At 66.2% G+C, this 17,512-nt stretch carries 17 protein-coding genes and 2 pseudogenes; 17 read left to right on the forward strand and 2 right to left on the reverse strand.

What is annotated here, in order from left to right; genetic code table 11:
- The first annotated feature begins 9 nt into the window (after window positions 1–9).
- The 3 genes from B4383_RS03500 to B4383_RS03510 are packed head-to-tail and all read left to right on the forward strand — an operon-like array spanning window position 10 to window position 2,178.
- Complete coding sequence (locus B4383_RS03500; RefSeq protein WP_078288740.1) at window positions 10–318, forward strand: type VII secretion target; 309 nt, start codon at window positions 10–12, stop codon at window positions 316–318.
- The gene (locus B4383_RS03505) at window positions 308–1,951 is read left to right on the forward strand and encodes a hypothetical protein (RefSeq protein WP_078288341.1); all 1,644 of its coding nucleotides are present in this window, start codon (window positions 308–310) and stop codon (window positions 1,949–1,951) included. Before B4383_RS03500 ends, B4383_RS03505 begins: the two co-directional genes overlap by 11 nt.
- Window positions 1,948–2,178, forward strand: a complete 231-nt coding sequence (locus B4383_RS03510) for a hypothetical protein (protein ID WP_078288340.1) — start codon at window positions 1,948–1,950, stop codon at window positions 2,176–2,178. Before B4383_RS03505 ends, B4383_RS03510 begins: the two co-directional genes overlap by 4 nt.
- On the opposite strand, the gene B4383_RS03515 is transcribed toward B4383_RS03510, so the two are convergent.
- Window positions 2,179–3,045: a hypothetical protein gene (locus B4383_RS03515; protein WP_078288339.1), complete on the reverse strand. Its 867-nt coding sequence runs from the start codon at window positions 3,043–3,045 to the stop codon at window positions 2,179–2,181.
- A 65-nt stretch (window positions 3,046–3,110) separates the two neighbouring features.
- Between B4383_RS03515 and glmS the strand changes: the two genes are divergently transcribed.
- The 14 genes and pseudogenes from glmS to B4383_RS03585 all read left to right on the forward strand — a co-directional run bounded on the left by glmS (window position 3,111) and on the right by B4383_RS03585 (window position 16,828).
- Window positions 3,111–4,976, forward strand: a complete 1,866-nt coding sequence (gene glmS / locus B4383_RS03520) for a glutamine--fructose-6-phosphate transaminase (isomerizing) (protein ID WP_078288338.1) — start codon at window positions 3,111–3,113, stop codon at window positions 4,974–4,976.
- Between the two features lie 21 nt (window positions 4,977–4,997).
- Window positions 4,998–5,950, forward strand: a pseudogene (locus B4383_RS03525) (alpha/beta fold hydrolase).
- Window positions 5,947–7,380 carry an NAD(P)H-hydrate dehydratase gene (locus B4383_RS03530; protein WP_078288337.1) on the forward strand — a complete coding sequence of 478 codons (1,434 nt, stop codon included), beginning with the start codon at window positions 5,947–5,949 and terminating at the stop codon, window positions 7,378–7,380. Before B4383_RS03525 ends, B4383_RS03530 begins: the two are co-directional and overlap by 4 nt.
- Before the next feature lie 10 nt (window positions 7,381–7,390).
- Window positions 7,391–8,821 (forward strand): glutamate decarboxylase, encoded by a 1,431-nt coding sequence (locus B4383_RS03535; RefSeq protein WP_078288336.1) that lies wholly within the window; start codon window positions 7,391–7,393, stop codon window positions 8,819–8,821.
- 59 nt (window positions 8,822–8,880) lie between these two features.
- Window positions 8,881–10,065 carry an alanine racemase gene (gene alr, locus B4383_RS03540; RefSeq protein WP_286143871.1) on the forward strand — a complete coding sequence of 395 codons (1,185 nt, stop codon included), beginning with the start codon at window positions 8,881–8,883 and terminating at the stop codon, window positions 10,063–10,065.
- On the forward strand, window positions 10,055–11,146 hold the full coding sequence (locus B4383_RS03545) for an alpha/beta hydrolase (RefSeq protein WP_078288334.1): 1,092 nt from the start codon (window positions 10,055–10,057) through the stop codon (window positions 11,144–11,146). Before alr ends, B4383_RS03545 begins: the two co-directional genes overlap by 11 nt.
- Window positions 11,143–11,610: a tRNA (adenosine(37)-N6)-threonylcarbamoyltransferase complex ATPase subunit type 1 TsaE gene (gene tsaE, locus B4383_RS03550; RefSeq protein ID WP_078288333.1), complete on the forward strand. Its 468-nt coding sequence runs from the start codon at window positions 11,143–11,145 to the stop codon at window positions 11,608–11,610. The genes B4383_RS03545 and tsaE overlap by 4 nt, the downstream gene beginning before the upstream one ends.
- On the forward strand, window positions 11,607–12,230 hold the full coding sequence (gene tsaB / locus B4383_RS03555; RefSeq protein WP_078288332.1) for a tRNA (adenosine(37)-N6)-threonylcarbamoyltransferase complex dimerization subunit type 1 TsaB: 624 nt from the start codon (window positions 11,607–11,609) through the stop codon (window positions 12,228–12,230). The genes tsaE and tsaB overlap by 4 nt, the downstream gene beginning before the upstream one ends.
- A complete protein-coding gene (rimI, locus tag B4383_RS03560) occupies window positions 12,227–12,694 on the forward strand; it encodes a ribosomal protein S18-alanine N-acetyltransferase (RefSeq protein ID WP_078288331.1) in 468 nt (155 codons plus the stop codon). Before tsaB ends, rimI begins: the two co-directional genes overlap by 4 nt.
- A gap of 12 nt (window positions 12,695–12,706) precedes the next feature.
- Entirely contained in the window at window positions 12,707–13,741 is a 1,035-nt protein-coding gene (tsaD, locus tag B4383_RS03565) for a tRNA (adenosine(37)-N6)-threonylcarbamoyltransferase complex transferase subunit TsaD (RefSeq protein ID WP_078288330.1), read from the forward strand.
- Window positions 13,738–14,196, forward strand: coding sequence for a nuclear transport factor 2 family protein (locus tag B4383_RS03570; RefSeq protein ID WP_078288329.1), 459 nt, complete (start codon window positions 13,738–13,740; stop codon window positions 14,194–14,196). Before tsaD ends, B4383_RS03570 begins: the two co-directional genes overlap by 4 nt.
- Window positions 14,197–14,379: 183 nt before the next feature.
- A complete protein-coding gene (groES, locus tag B4383_RS03575; protein WP_070952100.1) occupies window positions 14,380–14,679 on the forward strand; it encodes a co-chaperone GroES in 300 nt (99 codons plus the stop codon).
- A gap of 108 nt (window positions 14,680–14,787) precedes the next feature.
- Complete coding sequence (groL, locus tag B4383_RS03580) at window positions 14,788–16,407, forward strand: chaperonin GroEL (RefSeq protein WP_078288328.1); 1,620 nt, start codon at window positions 14,788–14,790, stop codon at window positions 16,405–16,407.
- 90 nt (window positions 16,408–16,497) lie between these two features.
- A pseudogene (locus B4383_RS03585) lies at window positions 16,498–16,828 on the forward strand (DUF4333 domain-containing protein).
- Between the two features lie 72 nt (window positions 16,829–16,900).
- Here the strand turns inward: B4383_RS03585 and B4383_RS03590 are convergent.
- Window positions 16,901–17,191 carry a WhiB family transcriptional regulator gene (locus B4383_RS03590; protein ID WP_030096777.1) on the reverse strand — a complete coding sequence of 97 codons (291 nt, stop codon included), beginning with the start codon at window positions 17,189–17,191 and terminating at the stop codon, window positions 16,901–16,903.
- Window positions 17,192–17,512: the final 321 nt, after the last annotated feature.

The raw sequence follows: 17,512 nt of genomic DNA on the forward strand, positions 1-17,512 counted from the left end.
GTAGTCAATATGGGAGAAACCTCGATCAATGTCGCTGGTGTCCGGGGGGTCGCTGGGGAGTTCGACAGCGTGGCAGATGAGCTGAACAAAGCGATTACGCAGTTGCGTGGTTTGTCCTTCGGCGGGGCATCGGCCGGTCAGTGGCACACCGCTAAGGGTGATGACGTCAGGAACGGTCTTCACGAGGTGGTCGCCCATCTCGAGAATTGGCAGCGCACCAACACCGCGATCGCCGAGCAGCTCCGTGCGACCGCGCAACGGTATGCCGATCGCGATGCCAAGAACAAGGCCAGGATGGCTGCGACCAATGGCCGGTAAATACGACATCGAGTCGCTGCGCAGCGAGGGAATCCAGGCGATCGCGAACTCGCAGAACTACACGACCACCGCGATCCGGGGAAACGGGAAGTCGCCGATCACGATCACCAACCCGGACCTCACCGCCAACGAGCGTCAGCTGTTCGATTGGTACGACATGGATGCCGGCATGGATCTGAACAAGCTCGGCGCGGATCTCGAGCTGTTCAAGAGCGCGGTAACCACCATGAAGGCCGCGGCCGAGCGTCAGCACGGGCAGCTGCAGCAGCTCATGGGGATGTGGGAAGGCAAAGGTTCGGAGGCTGCTAACCAATTCCTCAGGACGCACAACTCCACTGCCGACGCGGTGACCAAGGAGTTCGGGCAGGTATCCACCGGTCTGGATGGGCTGCGCGAAGCGCTGTGGACCATCGTCGATCTGAAGAAGCAGGCATCGACCATGGTCGATGGGCTGGTCACCGACCGCGCGTCCTTCGACAGTGCCGTCGCGACCTACAAGACCGGCACCGGCGACAAGTCTGTCGCCGACGAGACCAACGCGACGAAGATCGGGCCGCATGTTCAGCAGAACATCGAGGGCAAATGGCTGCCCGCGATGAAGCTTGCCTGGGGTAAGGGCGGCGAGGCGTACGACACCTTCACCAACGCGCTGAAGCAGGAGCTGCCTCCGGAGTTCAAGAACCCGCCCGGCCAGCTCGGGCCCGAGTACGACGCGGATACCGAGCCTCAGCAGAACCCCGCGGACAGGGGCAAGGACAAGGGCAAGGGCGGTGAGCAGGAGCCCGGCGCCAGCGGCGGCGGTCAGAACAGTGGCGCCAGCGGTTCCGCCAGCGGCGCCGCGGGTGGCGGCATGCAAGGCTCGGCCACGCCGGCATCCGCGATGGGTGCCCAGGGCGGCCAGATGTCCGGTGGCGGGCAGCAGGGTGCCGGGCAGGGACAAGGACAGCAGGGCATGGACCCGAGCCAGATCGTCAGTGGCCTGACTGGCGCCATGACGGGTGCGCTGGGATCGATCGGCCAGGCGGCGAGCGGAATTGTCAGCGCGATCACCGAGGGCCTCTCCAACATCCCGTTCGACCAGATGGGGCAGGGCGGCGAGCCAGGCCCAGGCGACGAGAAGCCCGACGACAAGATCGACGGCAAGGCCGACGAGGCCGCCGACAAGAAGGAGCCGGACGCCAGGATGGCGGCGGCCAAGGACGCTGCGATCCAGGAGGCCCGCACCGATGCGGGGGCAACGTTCGCCACGGATGGCAAGCCGCTCCAGGGCCCGGGCGTTCAGTTGGCGGGGGCGAGCGGACCGGACGCCACACTGGCCCCTGCGGGCCAGACCGCCCCGGGCGCACCGCTTGGCACGACGCCGCCGGGGGGTGCGGTTCCTCCGTCCACCGGCGGCTTCCCTGGGGCGCAACCCGCGGGCTCGATGGCGCCGATGAGCCCACCACCGATTCACGCGCAACAACCGGCCGCCTCGCCTCAGCAGCCCGAGCCTCAACCTGCCGCGGCGCAGCCTTCACCCGTGCCATCGGTGGGTCCCACCAGCCCGTCGGCGCGGCCTCAGGCCGCAGGGACCGATGCCGGCGAGACGCCGTGTGAGATTGCCGCCGACGAGCTGCCCAAGGCCGGACGATGATCGATATCACCGACGCACTCGCGGGAATCGTCTCGGATTTCGAGAGCACGCTTGACCAGCTGCGCGACGAGGCCGACGCGGCTCGCGACGAGATCCTGCCCGGCGAACAGATGCCCGCGATAACCGTGAAATCCGTTCACGAGTTTCAGATGCCCACACAGGTCCACGTGAACGAGTCCGATTTCGACGAGGACGACCTGTACCGCTGGCAGCGGTGGAGGCGCTGACTAGCGCAGCAGCGACTGCACGCGATCGATCTCGCTGATCTCCAGTTCGGCTACGTCGGGAAGCGAGGTGTTCGGCAGCTCCGCCGTGGCATCCGCGAAGTCCCGGTAGCGCTTGTCGCCCGCCAGTTGGAACAGCAGATAGCCGGTCAGCAGGGCGCGAGTGTTGCGCTGGGTTGCCCGGTTCGACCCGCCGAGCCCGACAAACCTACGCAGCCAGCTGTGTTCCGGTAGCCCACCGGATTTCGCCTTGGCGACATTTCGCAGATCGGCACCCGGCCACGCCCGCGACAGAGCCAGGGCATTAGAGCGCAGCGATTGGGTGTCCTCGGCGCTCGTCACCACGAGTCCGGGGATGGTCAGCGCGGCCGCGCTGTTCTCCACGGGTGGCTGGGTCTGGCTGGGAAACAGTGCGACGACGGCCTTAGCCCCCGAGGGTCGATTCTTCTTGTCCGCCGGCACCGTAGACCGGGTCGCCGCGAAGACCGCCGCCGAGGCGCCCAGCCCGTGCCCCGCGAGCGCGAGCTTCGTCGGGTGCACGCTGATCTTGCCGTCGCCAAGCCGCACCCGGGTCACAATCTCGAGCGTTGTGGCCAAGTCGGCAGCCAGGTTCAGGTGTGACGGGATCAACCCCTTCTCGGTATCGGGGGCGGCCGCGACGATTCCCCAGGACGCGAGGTGTTCCAGGGTCGCTCGATATTTGTCCGTACCGGTCAGCCAGTCGTGTCCAAACGCCACCGCAGGCAGATTAAAGCCGGAATCCGGTGTGTAGACGACGCCGGTTACCCCCGCGAAGGCCAGGTCGCCACGCAGAACCTTGTGCGGACCGCGGCGGGTCAGGGCTTTGAATAGCGTGCGGGTACTCGCCATGGCATGACCGTAGCGGATCGTTGCCGTTACGGACTGCAGCGGGAACTGAACTACCCTGGTGGGCTATGTGCGGAATCGTCGGGTACGTCGGCCACCGGGACGCCCTTGGTGTCGTCCTTGAGGCGCTGCGGCGGCTCGAGTACCGGGGCTACGACTCCGCAGGAGTTGCACTGGCCGACGGCAGCGGCGGTCTCCTGGTGCAGCGGAAGGCCGGCAGGCTGGCCAACCTGGAGTCCGCGATCGCGGAATCCGGCGAATCCTTCGCCGCGACGACGGGGATGGGGCACACCCGCTGGGCCACCCACGGTGCTCCCACCGATCGCAACGCCCACCCGCATCAGGACGCGAGCAGCAAGGTGGCGGTGGTCCACAACGGGATCATCGAGAACTTCCCGGCGCTGCGCGCTGAGCTGGAGGCCGCTGGCGTCGAGTTCGCCAGTGACACCGACACCGAGGTGGCCGTGCATCTGGTGGCGCGCCAGTACGAATCCGGAGATACGGCCGGCGACTTCGTGGCGTCGGTGCAGGCCGTCGTGCGACGGCTGGAGGGGCATTTCACCCTCGTCTTCTCCCACGCCGACGACCCGGGCACGATCGTGGCCGCACGCCGGTCCACCCCGCTGGTCGTCGGCATCGGCGACGGCGAGATGTTCCTGGGGTCGGATGTGGCCGCATTCATCGAATACACCCGGGAAGCCGTCGAACTGGGGCAGGACCAGGTTGTGGTCATCACGGCCGATGGTTACCGCATCACCGACTTCGCGGGTAACGACGACACCGGCAACGCCCGGGTGTTCACGATCGATTGGGACCTGTCGGCCGCGGAAAAGGGCGGTTACGAGTACTTCATGCTCAAGGAGATCGCCGAACAGCCGGCGGCGGTGTCCGACACCTTGTTGGGGCACTTCGACCTCGGCCGGATTGTGCTCGACGAGCAGCGGCTCTCCGATCAGGAACTGCGCGATATCGACAAGGTGTTCGTGGTGGCCTGCGGTACGGCATTCCACTCAGGTCTGTTGGCCAAGTACGCCATCGAGCACTGGACACGGCTGCCCGTGGAGATCGAGCTCGCGAGCGAATTCCGCTACCGCGACCCGGTTTTGGATCGCAGCACACTGGTCGTCGCAATCTCGCAGTCAGGTGAGACAGCGGACACCCTGGAAGCGGTGCGGCACGCCAAGGAGCAGAAGGCCAAGGTGCTGGCCGTCTGCAATACCAACGGTTCACAGATTCCCCGTGAGTGCGATGCGGTGTTGTACACGCGGGCCGGGCCGGAGATCGGTGTCGCCGCGACAAAGACGTTCCTTGCGCAGGTGACCGCCAATTACATTGTGGGCCTTGCTTTGGCGCAGGCACGCGGGACCAAGTATCCGGACGAGGTGGCGCGCGAATACCACGAGCTGGAGGCCATGCCGGAATTGATCCAGCGCGTTATCGATGCGATGGATCCGGTCGCCGAGCTTGCGCGCCAGTACGCGCGGTCCTCCAGCATCCTGTTCCTGGGGCGCCATGTCGGATACCCGGTGGCACTTGAAGGTGCGCTCAAGCTTAAGGAACTGGCGTACATGCATGCCGAGGGCTTCGCGGCTGGGGAGCTCAAGCATGGGCCGATCGCGCTGATCGAAGAGGGGCTGCCGGTCATCGTGGTGATGCCGTCGCCCAAGGGCATGGGGTTGTTGCATTCCAAGCTGCTCAGCAACATTCGTGAGATACAGGCCCGCGGCGCGCGGACGATCGTCATCGCCGAGGAGGGCGATGAGACGATTCGGCCGTACGCGGACCATCTCATCGAGATTCCGGCGGTGTCAACGTTGTACCAACCGCTGCTGTCCACGATTCCGATGCAGGTATTCGCCGCGGCGGTCGCGCAGGCTCGTGGGTATGACGTGGATAAGCCACGCAACCTGGCCAAGTCGGTAACCGTCGAATAGCGGCAGCCGTAGGCCGTCTGCATGAATTCCGTTGCGGTACCTGTGCATCGCGTCGGAAAACATTGGGCCGCTGAGAAGGTGGGGCATTTTGCGGACGATGCGGCGTTCGGCAGGTTCGTGCGGGCATATCTGCGCGGAATGGATGACCTGCCTGCCGTGACGTCCAGTGCGGACATTGACACTCGGCTAGGGACTGTGCGGGCGTACAGATTTGGGTCAGCGCCGGGAACTCCGCTGGTGTTGCTTCCGGGCCGGAACGCTTCCACCCCCATGTGGCGCGCCAACCTGGCATCGCTGATCACGCGGCGTACCGTTTACCCCTGGATCTGCTTGGGGAGGCCGGTATGAGCGTGCAGCACAAGGCGATCACCGGTGCCGAGGATCAGGCTGCTTGGCTGGAGGACGCGCTCGCCGGACTCGAGCTCGACCGCGTACACATGCTCGGCCTGTCGATCGGCGGTTGGAATGCCGTCAATCACGCAGTCCGATACCCAAACCGGCTTGCCTCGCTGACTCTGCTGGATCCGGCGATGACGTTCGCACCGGTCACCTGGAAGATGCTCGTGGTATCCCTCGGCGCGGCCGTCCCCGGTATGCCGCAGTGGCTCCGAAATCGCCTGTTGAGCTGGATTTCGGGCGGCGTACCGGTCGATGATTCGATGACCGAGGCCGCGCTGATTTCCTCCGGCATGCGAGATTTCGCGATGTATCTCCCCGTGCCGCGCCTGTTTACCGACGAGCAGCTCCGAGGGTTGAGATTGCCGGTGTTGGCGGTGATCGCGGGGCGCAGCATCGTCCACCGCCCCAAGCGGGCCGCGGACCGGGCACAACTGCTGCTGCCGCACGCGCGCATCCTGCGGCGGAGCGACGCCTCGCATGCACTCAACGGCGAGTTCCCGGAGCGGATTTCCGATGTCACCCACCCGTTCCTCGATGACGTTGACGGGGGAGCGAGGGGAGCTCGCAGTTCATGAGGCACTACTACAGCGCCGAGCAGATTCGGGAGGCCGAGGCGCCGCTACTGGCGGCGCTGCCCGAGGGAGTCTTGATGCGGCGCGCGGCGTACGGACTGGCCACGGTCGTCGCGGACGAGCTGTCACGCCGGGCGGGAGTGGTGGCCGGGCGACGTGTGTGTGCGATCGTGGGCTCCGGCGACAATGGCGGAGACGCCCTGTGGGCGTTGACCTTCCTGCGTCGACGTGGGGTCGCCGCCAGTGCGGTGCTGCTGAATCCGGACCGGGCCCATCGCGCGGGTCTGACGGCCTTCCGTAGGGCCGGCGGTCGGGTGGTGTCCGCGGTACCCAGCGAGACCGATCTGATTGTCGACGGTGTGGTGGGCATCTCGGGAACTGGTCCGCTGCGGCCGGGAGCCGCCGAGATCGCTGAGCAGGCCAACGCCGAGGGAATTCCGGTGATCGCGGTGGACGTTCCCAGTGGCGTCGACGTACACACCGGGACGGTGGACGGCCCCGCCTTTCGGGCCGCGGTGACGGTGACATTCGGTGGGTACAAACCCGTTCACGCTCTCGGTGATTGCGGCGACGTCCGGCTCATCGACATCGGGCTGGACCTGCCCGCGTCGACACTGCGGGAACTGGATGCCCATGATGTGGCGGCCGCGTGGCCGATCCCCGGACCGACCGACGACAAGTACACGCAAGGTGTTACGGGGGTGCTGGCTGGATCGCATACGTACCCCGGGGCGGCCATCTTGTGCACGGGTGCCGCCGTCGCCGCGACGGCTGGGATGGTCCGATTTGCCGGATCTGCTGCCGCCGAGGTGGTTTCGCATTGGCCGGAGGTGATTGCCACCCAGACGGAAGAGGCGGCCGGTCGGGTACAGGCCTGGGTGATCGGTCCCGGATACGGAACCGGCGAGCGCCAGACGCGAACATTGCGGCGGGTGCTGTCGGGCGGCCTGCCCGTACTCGTCGACGCCGACGCCCTGACGATCCTCGCCGAGCACCCTGAGCTGGCCGATCTGGTGGCATCGCGCGACGCGGCGACGATCCTGACCCCGCACGCCGGTGAATACCGCAGGCTCGCAGGTGTGCTGCCCGGCCCCGACCGAATCGGCGCGGCGCGGTCGCTTGCGGTGAAGCTGGGCGCCACGGTGCTTCTCAAGGGGAACGTGACCGTCATCGCGCAGCCGGACGGGACCACATACGTGAATCGGGCACACGGATCGTGGGCCGCGACGGCGGGTTCGGGTGACGTGCTCTCGGGTGTGATCGGTGCCCTACTGTCCGCTGGAGTACCGGCGGACAAGGCCGCCGCGGTGGGTGCCTACGTGCACGCTCGCGCGGCTGCGGCCGCCGCGGCGGATCCGGGTCCGGGCACGGCCCCTATCTCGGCTTCCCGTCTTCTTGGACATCTGCGGTGGGCGATCGCCGAAATAGGGTGAGAATCGGCTTATGTCGAATCCCCGCGATCAGTTCAGTCTCTCGGCCCACGCCGGCAAGATCAATGCCTCGTCCTTTAGTCCCGCCTATACCGGCCGCTTGTCGACGGCTCCGATCCCGGCGCTGCGCCTCCCCGATGAGCCGATGGACCCGCAGGCCGCCTATCGGTTCATTCACGACGAGCTGATGCTCGATGGCAGTTCCCGGCTGAACCTGGCCACCTTTGTGACGACGTGGATGGATCCCGAGGCCGAGAAGCTGATGGCCGAGACGTTCGACAAGAACATGATCGACAAGGACGAGTATCCGGCGACCGCCGCGATCGAGTCGCGGTGTGTGGCCATGGTGGCCGATCTGTTCCACGCCGAGGACCTGTCGGCCGAGGACCCGTCGTCGGCGGTCGGGGTGTCGACGATCGGGTCGAGTGAGGCGGTGATGCTCGCCGGGCTGGCGCTCAAGTGGCGCTGGCGCGCCAAGGTGGGCGGCGCCGACGGCAATGGCTGGAAGGGACGCACGCCGAACCTGGTGATGGGTTCCAACGTGCAGGTGGTGTGGGAGAAGTTCTGCCGGTACTTCGACGTCGAGCCGCGATACCTGCCGATGGCGAAGGACCGGTATGTCATCACCCCCGAGCAGGTGCTCGCTGCGGTGGACGACGACACCATCGGGGTGGTGGGCATCCTCGGCACCACCTTTACCGGCGAGCTTGAGCCGATCTCCGAAATCTGCGCTGCGCTCGACGCGTTGGCGGCCACGCCCGGCAAGCCCGATGTGCCGGTGCATGTCGACGCCGCCAGCGGCGGTTTCGTGGTGCCGTTCCTGCACCCCGAAGTGCACTGGGACTTCCGGCTGCCCCGGGTGGTGTCGATCAACGTCAGCGGGCACAAGTACGGCCTGACCTATCCCGGAATCGGTTTCGTGGTGTGGCGCAGCAAGGAACACCTGCCCGAAGACCTGGTGTTTCGGGTCAATTACCTCGGCGGTGACATGCCAACGTTCACCCTGAACTTCTCCCGGCCGGGCAATCAGGTGGTGGGGCAGTACTACAACTTCCTGCGGCTGGGCCGAGCCGGATACGCACAGGTGATGCGTTCCTTGTCCGAGACCGCCCGCTGGTTCGGTGATGAGCTGCGCAAGAGCGGGCACTTCGAGGTGATCACCGATGGCTCGGCGATCCCGGTGGTGTCGTTCCGGCTGAAGGGCAAACGCCCGTACACCGAGTTCGATATCTCGCATTCGCTGCGGGCCTTCGGCTGGCAGGTGCCCGCCTACACCATGCCCGAGGATGTCACCGATATCGCGGTGCTACGGGTGGTGGTGCGCGAGGGCTTCTCGGGTGACCTTGCCCGGGCACTGCGCGATGACCTCGTCACCGTCCTGAAGGGGCTTGACGAGCTGAAACCGAACGGGCACTTCGACGCGTTCCAGCCGTTCGCCCACTGATGCGACGGCAGAAGCGGAGCGAGTCGGGGATTTAGCGGGGTGATGGGACAATAGCGGCGGTGACAAAAATTCCGCAGACAGCAGCCGGTCTCCCGCCGAACAGGGGGGAGACCACGGCCCAGGCCGTCATCGACCTCGGCGCCATCGCGCACAACGTTGGGTTGCTGCGCGAGTACGCCGGTCCGGCGCGGCTCATGGTGGTCGTCAAGGCCGATGGGTATGGGCACGGAGCGGTGCAGGTGGCCCGTGCCGCGCTCGCCGCCGGAGCCGACGAGCTGGGTGTCGCCACTATCAGCGAGGCGCTGCGGGTGCGCGCGGACGGGATCGACGCGCCACTGCTTGCCTGGCTGCATGCGCCGGGTGCCAACTACGCCGCCGCGCTGGCGGCTGATGTCGAGGTCGCGGTGTCCTCTCTCGAGCAGCTCGATGAGCTGCTCGAGGCCGCCCGATCGACCGGGCGTCAGGCGATCACGACCGTCAAGGTGGATACCGGGCTCAATCGCAATGGGGTACCAGCCGAGTACACTCGCGACCTCTTCGAGGCCGTGGCGAAGGCGCAGGCCGAGCAGTCAGTCCGATTGCGCGGCATTATGTCTCATTTCGCATATGCCGATCAGCCCGGTAATCCCACCATCGACATGCAGATCGGCCGGTTCAACGGGGCACTCGAATTGGCGCGTGGTCTGGGATTGCGTTACGAGGTGGCGCACCTGTCGAATTCGGCGGCCACGTTGACCCGGCCCGATGCCCGATATGACATGGTGCGCGCGGGTATCGCGCTGTACGGCATCAGCCCGATGCCGGGTCACCTCGAGCCCGGCTTGATCCCGGCGATGTCCCTGACCTGTGCGGTGTCCTCGGTGAAGCCGGTGCGGGCTGGTGAGGGAGTGTCCTACGGGCACGTATGGACGGCTCCGCATGACACCAACGCGGCGCTCGTCGGCATCGGGTACGCCGACGGTGTGATCCGCGGACTGGGCAACCGCTTCGAGGTGGCCATCGGTGGGCGCCGCTACCCCAACATCGGACGCGTCTGCATGGACCAGTTCGTGGTCGATCTGGGCGACAACGAGGCCGGAGTGAAGTCGGGCGATGTCGCAACACTTTTCGGGCCGGGCGTGGACGGAGAGCCGACCGCGCAGGACTGGGCGCAGCTGCTCGACACCATCGCCTACGAGGTGGTCACCTGCCCGCGGGGCAGGGTCGTCCGGACCTACCGGGATTCCGGGTCCGTTGAGCAGTAAGTCGAACGCCTGGCTGGCCGGCGTGGCAGGGCTCGGTGCCGTAGTCACGGTGGCCGGTGTGGGCACCGCGCGCTCGATCGGTCGGCGCAGGTTCGACGATCCCTACCGCGATGAGGACTTCGACCTGTTGGAGACCGATCGCGGCAGCATTGTGATGACCGATGACGGTGTGCCGCTCGCGGTTCGCGAGGTAGGCCCGTCGAATGCGCCACTCACCGTCGTGTTCGTACACGGATTCTGTCTGCAGATGGCGTCCTTTCATTTCCAGCGCCGCGAACTCTCCGGCCGCTGGGGCGACCAGGTTCGGATGGTCTTCTATGACCAACGCGGACATGGGCGTTCGGGCCTTCCTGCTCCGAAATCATGCACCATCAGACAGCTCGGCGATGACCTCGAAACGGTGCTGCGGGTGCTGGTGCCCCGGGGCAATGCGGTTCTGGTGGGGCATTCGATGGGCGGCATGACCATCCTCGCGCACGCCGGTCGCCATCCCGGGCAGTATGGCCGCAGGATTGTCGGAGTGGGGTTGATCGCCAGTGCAGCCGAAGGTCTTTCGCACACAGCGATTGGCGAGGGGTTGCGCAATCCGGCGCTGCGCGTCCTGCGGACGGCCGTTCATTACGCGCCGCGTCCTGCCCACCACGGCCGCGGCGCGGTCAAGTCACTCGTTGGTCCGGTGCTGCAGGCCGCCTCGTACGGCGGCCAGCGGGTGAGCCCCACTCTGGTGAAGTTCAGCGAGCGGATGATCCATCAGACACCCGTCACGACCATCGTGGATTTTCTGCGGGCACTCGAGGAGCACGATGAGACCGCAGCGCTGCCGACCATCGCGCCGCTACCCAGTCTGGTGGTGTGCGGCGATACGGACATGCTGACCCCGCAGGTCCAATCGGAGTCCATGGCAGCGCAATTGGGGACAAGCGGGCTCAGCGAGCTGATCCTGGTACGCGAATCGGGACATCTGGTGCAGCTGGAGCATCCGAGAATCGTCAACGACGGCATCGATCGGCTAGTCAGGCGATCAACCCCAACACTCTTCGCCGCGATCAAACAGCGTCTGCGTGATCGGACCGGGCTGTGATCGACGAGTCGGGAAGCGTCGCCTTACCGACGCTAAAGGACACCTTGGATTTCGGTGCGCGGATCGGACGCGACCTCGCCGCCGGTGATGTCGTGGTTCTCAGCGGGCCTCTCGGGGCCGGAAAGACGGCATTGACCAAGGGGATTGCGCAGGGCATGGATGTCGACGGCCCGGTGACCTCGCCGTCGTATGTGCTTGCGCGGGTTCATGAGGCGCGCCGCCCGGGGGCCCCGGCGCTGGTGCACGTGGACGTCTACCGATTGCTGGAACATCAGAGTGCCGACCTGATCGGCGAACTCGACTCATTGGACCTCGATACCGACCTGGACGATTCGGTGGTCGTCGTCGAATGGGGGGAGGGGCTTGCGGAGCGACTGTCGGAACACCATCTGGACATCCGGCTGGAGCGCGCGGCTGACTCCGATGAGCGCACCGCAACCTGGCATTGGAGCCGTGAGTCATGAGCGTGATACTCGCCGTGGACACGGCCACCCCTGCCATCACGGCGGGCCTCGTCAGGCGCGCGCCAGATGGATCGGTGGACACCCTTTCTGAGCGAATCACCATGGGTGCCAAGGGTCATGCCGAGGCGCTGACGCCCAACATCGGTGCGGCCTGCGTGGACGCCGGCGTACCGGTCGGGGAGCTCGACGCGATCGTGGTGGGTTGCGGCCCGGGTCCGTTCACGGGGCTGCGCGTGGGCATGGCCACCGCATCGGCCATGGGCCTGGCGCTGGATATTCCGGTGTACCCGGTGTGCACGCTCGACGCCATCGGCTACGGCACCAGCGGCGGCGTCCTCGTCGTCACCGACGCGCGCCGGCGTGAGGTGTACTGGGCCGGTTATCGGGATGGCATACGCATCAGCGGCCCGGCCGTCGATGCGCCCGCGGCCGTGTCGTCAGAGGGATTCACCCGGGTGGCCGGATCACCGGACCACACAGCGCTTTTCGACCTCTCGGTGCTCGACCGCCAGTACCCGTCACCGTCCCGGCTGGTGCAGGCGGTGGACTGGAGCCGGCCCCCGGGTGCACTTACCCCCCTGTATCTGCGCCGCCCCGATGCCAAAGAACCGCGTCGATGACGGTCGTGCTCAAGCCGCTGCGGCGGCGCGATGCTCGTCGGTGCGCCGAACTTGAGGCGGTTCTGTTCGCCGGCGATGACCCGTGGCCGGAGTCGGCATTCCGCGCCGAGCTCGCGTCCACCCACATCCACTACCTGGCGGCCAGGGACGGGTACACGGTGGTGGGATACGGCGGCATCTCCCGGTTGGGACATCACGAACCGGAGTACGAGATTCACACCATCGGCGTGGATCCCGCCTATCAGAAGCAGGGGATCGGACGGCGTCTGCTGGATGCGTTGCTCGCGCATGCTGACCGGGACGCGGGGCCGGTGTTCCTGGAGGTGCGCACCGACAACGAGGCCGCGATCGCGCTGTATCACGGCACTGGATTTGAGACCGTCGGCGTGCGCAAGCGGTACTACCCCGGCAGTGGGGCCGATGCCTTCACCATGAAACGCCCTGCACACGGTGCTGTGAAATAGGCTGATGCTGCCATGACAGTCATCCTCGCCATTGAAAGCTCCTGCGATGAAACCGGAGTGGGTATCGCCGAGCTGACTCCGGACGGGTCGGTGGTGCTGTTGGCCGACGAGGTCGCTTCCAGCGTCGACGAGCACGCACGTTTCGGTGGGGTGGTGCCCGAGATCGCATCCCGCGCTCATCTGGAGGCGCTCGGTGCCACCGCCCGGCGTGCGCTGGACATCGCGGGGGTGCAGAAGCCTGACGTGATCGCCGCGACCATCGGGCCGGGATTGGCGGGGGCGCTCCTCGTCGGGGTCTCGGCGGCCAAGGGGCTGGCACTGGCCTGGGGGCTGCCCTTCTACGGCGTCAACCATCTGGGCGGACACATTGCCGCCGATGTCTACGAGAACGGGCCGCTGCCCGAATGTGTGGCGCTGTTGGTCTCGGGCGGACACACCAGCCTGTTGCACGTGCGGTCGCTCGCCGAGCCCATCGAGGAGCTCGGTGCCACGGTCGACGATGCCGCCGGTGAGGCCTACGACAAGGTGGCCCGGCTACTGGGTCTGGGGTACCCGGGCGGCAAGGCGCTTGACGAGCTTGCCCGGCAAGGCGATTCGTCGGCGGCTCCGTTTCCGCGCGGGATGACGGGGCCGCGAGACGACAGGCATAGCTTCAGTTTCTCGGGGCTCAAGACGGCCGTCGCACGCTACGTCGAAAAACACCGTGTAGCACCCGATTTCTCTTCGGCGGATGTGGCCGCGGGATTCCAGGAAGCGGTGGCCGATGTGCTGACCATGAAGGCGGTGCGGGCGGCGACGGATCTGGGGGTGTCGACGCTGCTGATCGCCGGTGGTGTGGCCGCCAACTCGCGGGTGCGTGAACTGGCCGAGCAGCGGTGCGCCGAGGCAGGCCTGACGCTACGTGTGCCGCCGTTGCGGTTGTGCACCGACAACGGCGCCATGATTGCTTCCTTCGCGGCGCACCTGGTGGCGGCGGGGGCGCAGCCGTCCTCGCTACAGGCCGCCGTGGATCCGGGGCTGCCGGTTGTCCGGGGACAGGTGCGGTGACAAGCGTCTCGGACCGGCTTGCCATCACCGATCTGCTGTACCGGTACGCCGAGTTGATGGACGCGGGGGATTTCGACGGGGTCGGTGAGCTCCTTGGCCGCGGCTCCTTCGGCGGGGAACGGGGGAGCGTCTCCGGCGCCTCGGCCATCACCAAGCTTTTCTTCACCACCACCCGCCGCTACCGCGAAACCGGTGGCACGCCCCGCACCAGGCATCTGGTGCTCAACCCGATCGTCGAGATGACCGGCGCCGGCACGGCCTCGGCGAGGTCGACGTTTTGCGTGGTGCAGGCCACCGAGCAGCTGCCGCTGCAGCCGATCGTCGTGGGCCGATATCGGGACACGTTCGCCCGGGACGAGCGGGCTTGGCACTTCAGCTCGCGCCGGGTGGATGTCGAGATGATCGGCGATGTGTCGGCACATCTGCTCGTGGATCCCGGGACGCTGAGCGGGTAACGAGAACCCAGCCTTGAGCGCTAGCACTCTCATGTATAGAGTGCTAGATGGCGATCGGTTGGACGTCGTGTCGGCACCCGCGACGACGGCGCGACACTCATCCGGCCGCCGAAGCATCTGTTGACAATCCAGGCTCATGGGCATCAGGCCCACCGAGCCACCCTGAGAGGGAAAGGGATCACTGTGGCCGTGAACATCAAGCCACTCGAGGACAAGATCCTCGTTCAGGCCAATGAGGCCGAGACCACGACCGCTTCCGGTCTGGTCATCCCGGACACCGCCAAGGAGAAGCCGCAAGAAGGCACCGTCGTCGCAGTTGGCCCCGGCCGCTGGGATGAGGATGGCGACAAGCGGATCCCCCTGGACGTGTCCGAAGGCGACGTCGTCATCTACAGCAAGTACGGCGGCACCGAGATCAAGTACAACGGCGAGGAGTACTTGATCCTGTCGGCTCGCGACGTGCTGGCTGTCGTTAGCAAGTAACACCGTGTGACCGCCCCGGAATTGGCCTGCATCGCAGGCGATTTCCGGGGCGGCACGCGTTTTTACCTATTCCTGTCCGGTACTGAATCAGCCGAATAGAGAGAACACATGAGCAAGCTGATCGAATTCAATGAGACCGCGCGCCGCGCCCTGGAAGCCGGGGTCAACAAGCTGGCCGACGCGGTCAAGGTCACGCTCGGTCCCCGTGGACGGCACGTGGTGCTGGCCAAGGCATTCGGCGGTCCCGTCGTGACCAACGACGGCGTCACCATCGCCCGCGATATCGACCTGGAGGACCCGTTCGAGAATTTGGGCGCCCAGCTCGTCAAGTCGGTGGCGACCAAGACGAATGACGTCGCCGGTGACGGCACTACCACCGCCACGGTGCTGGCCCAGGCGCTGGTCAAGGCCGGCCTGCGCAATGTGGCCGCCGGTGCCAACCCGATCGCGCTCGGCACCGGCATCGCCCGCGCCGCGGACGCGGTGTCCGAGCGTCTGCTGACGGTGGCCGCACCGGTATCCGGCGAGCATGCCATCGCCCAGGTGGCCACGGTTTCCTCGCGTGATGCCGAGATCGGCGAGCTGGTTGGCCAGGCCATGACCAAGGTCGGCCGGGACGGCGTGGTCAGTGTCGAGGAATCGTCGACCATCAACACCGAGCTGGTCATCACCGACGGTGTGCAGTTCGACAAGGGCTACCTGTCGCAGTATTTCGTGACCGACTTCGATGATCAGAAGGCGATCCTGGAAGACGCGCTGGTGCTGTTGCATCGCGACAAGATCAGCTCGCTGCCCGACCTGCTGCCGCTGCTGGAGCTGGTGGCCAAGGAGGGCAAGCCATTGCTGATCGTGGCCGAGGACATCGAGGGCGAGCCGCTGTCGACCCTGGTCGTCAACGCGATCCGCAAGACGCTCAAGGCCGTTGCGGTCAAGGCGCCGTTCTTCGGCGACCGCCGCAAGGCGTTCCTGGAGGACCTGGCCATCGTCACCAACGCCCAGGTGGTCAACCCCGATGTGGGTCTGTCGCTGCGCGAGGCCGGCATCGAGGTGCTCGGCACCGCCCGCCGCATCGTGGTGAGCAAGGACGAGACGGTCATCGTCGAAGGCGGCGGCACCGAGGACGCCATCAAGGCGCGCGTTGCCCAGCTGAAGGCGGAGATCGAAACCACCGACTCGGACTGGGACCGCGAGAAGCTGCAGGAGCGCCTCGCCAAGCTGGCCGGCGGCGTCGCGGTGATCAAGGTGGGCGCTGCCACCGACACCGCGCTCAAGGAGCGCAAGCACCGCGTGGAGGACGCCGTCTCGGCGGCCAAGGCGGCCGTGGAGGAGGGCATCGTCGCCGGCGGCGGTAGTGCGCTGGTGCAGGCTCGTTCGGCGCTGGACGGCCTGCGTGTCGAGCTCAAGGGTGATGAGGCCAAGGGTGTCGACGTGTTCGAGGCCGCGTTGTCCGCGCCGCTGTTCTGGATCGCCACCAATGCGGGGCTGGACGGAGCCGTCGTGGTCAGCAAGGTTGCCGAGCTGGACGCCGGGCACGGCTTCAACGCCGCGACGTTGGAGTACGGCGACCTGATCGCCGACGGCGTCATCGACCCGGTGAAGGTGACCCGTTCGGCCGTTATCAACGCCGCGTCGGCGGCCCGGATGATCCTGACCACGGAGACCGCCATCGTGGAGAAGCCGGCGGAGCAGGCCGACCACGGCCACGGACACCACGGTCACGCTCACTAGATAGCGCTACGAAAACACCCCCGGTCCGTAAGGATCGGGGGTGTTTTCGTCTGTGCCGTGCGGAGGTTTACTGGACGGATGGCCACTTACATGTCGCGACTGACGGCGCTTGTCTTGGCCGGGCTACTGCTCTCGGCGCTGCGAGGCGAACTTCAGCTTGGGATCATCGTCCCCTGAGCTCGCCAAGGCGAAGCTGGAGCAGGGGCTCAAGGACGGAATCAGGGACAGGACCGGGGTCACGCTCAGCAGCGCCACATGCGACGGGCCGTTGAAGGGGGAGAAGGGCGCCACGCAACGGTGTGCGGTTGTCGATGGCGAGGGGAAGGCGATCGGCGTCACCGTCACGGCAACCGATGTCCAGGGATCGCAGGTTTCCTTCAACTGGAAGATCGACGACCAGCCGGCGGGCTCCGCCACCTAGATCGGTCTCCGCAAACGTTGGGCCCCCGCAACCCGATGGATGGTTGCGGGGGCCCAACGCTTGCTGCACGTGTTAGGCGCTGCGGCGTATCCCGCGGCGCAGAATCAGTTCGCGCTCGGACTCGGAGAGTCCGCCCCATATTCCATACGGTTCGGCGACGGCCAGCGCGTGTGCGCGGCACTGCACCAGCACCGGGCATGCCCGGCACATCTCCTTGGCCTTCATCTCGCGTTGTGCGCGGGCACGGCCGCGTTCACCGTCGGGATGGAAGAAAACGGACGAATCGACCCCTCGGCAAAGGCCTTTCATCTGCCAATCCCAAATATCTGCGTTGGGCCCAGGCAATTGCTGTGGCTGCGGCATGTGGTTAACCCTCTCGCTGCGCGCGCAGTCGACCTGCGCGTGAGTGAAGTGCACCAGACGTGTCGCCGATGACAAGCGGTGTACACAAAGTAGGTGCGCGGTCGAAATACAGTCAATAGGCGATGATCATGGCAACATCACACCATTGGGTCCAGAATTAACATCACGTTCATCGTCTTTGCTCTTCGTTGGTACGTAACGCTCGCTCACCTGCGTGGTCAGCAGGTTTTGGCCGTGGGTTTTCCGTTTCCTTAATGCTGCGTTGGGTAAGTGTTTACGACGCCCGTTGACATGGATTTAACGTCCGCTGCATCAACTGTT

This window comes from Mycobacterium sp. D16R24, assembly GCF_002013385.1.
GTDB lineage: Bacteria > Actinomycetota > Actinomycetes > Mycobacteriales > Mycobacteriaceae > Mycobacterium.

Excerpts from the sequence above, each read along its gene's own strand:
- B4383_RS03500 (WP_078288740.1), top strand. The coding sequence starts at position 10 with ATGGGAGAAACCTCGATCAATGTCGCTGGTGTCCGGGGGGTCGCTGGG.
- B4383_RS03505 (WP_078288341.1), top strand. The coding sequence starts at position 308 with ATGGCCGGTAAATACGACATCGAGTCGCTGCGCAGCGAGGGAATCCAG.
- B4383_RS03510 (WP_078288340.1), top strand. The coding sequence starts at position 1,948 with ATGATCGATATCACCGACGCACTCGCGGGAATCGTCTCGGATTTCGAG.
- B4383_RS03515 (WP_078288339.1), bottom strand. The coding sequence starts at position 3,045 with ATGGCGAGTACCCGCACGCTATTCAAAGCCCTGACCCGCCGCGGTCCG.
- glmS (WP_078288338.1), top strand. The coding sequence starts at position 3,111 with ATGTGCGGAATCGTCGGGTACGTCGGCCACCGGGACGCCCTTGGTGTC.
- B4383_RS03530 (WP_078288337.1), top strand. The coding sequence starts at position 5,947 with ATGAGGCACTACTACAGCGCCGAGCAGATTCGGGAGGCCGAGGCGCCG.
- B4383_RS03535 (WP_078288336.1), top strand. The coding sequence starts at position 7,391 with ATGTCGAATCCCCGCGATCAGTTCAGTCTCTCGGCCCACGCCGGCAAG.
- tsaB (WP_078288332.1), top strand. The coding sequence starts at position 11,607 with ATGAGCGTGATACTCGCCGTGGACACGGCCACCCCTGCCATCACGGCG.
- rimI (WP_078288331.1), top strand. The coding sequence starts at position 12,227 with ATGACGGTCGTGCTCAAGCCGCTGCGGCGGCGCGATGCTCGTCGGTGC.
- tsaD (WP_078288330.1), top strand. The coding sequence starts at position 12,707 with ATGACAGTCATCCTCGCCATTGAAAGCTCCTGCGATGAAACCGGAGTG.
- groL (WP_078288328.1), top strand. The coding sequence starts at position 14,788 with ATGAGCAAGCTGATCGAATTCAATGAGACCGCGCGCCGCGCCCTGGAA.
- B4383_RS03590 (WP_030096777.1), bottom strand. The coding sequence starts at position 17,191 with ATGCCGCAGCCACAGCAATTGCCTGGGCCCAACGCAGATATTTGGGAT.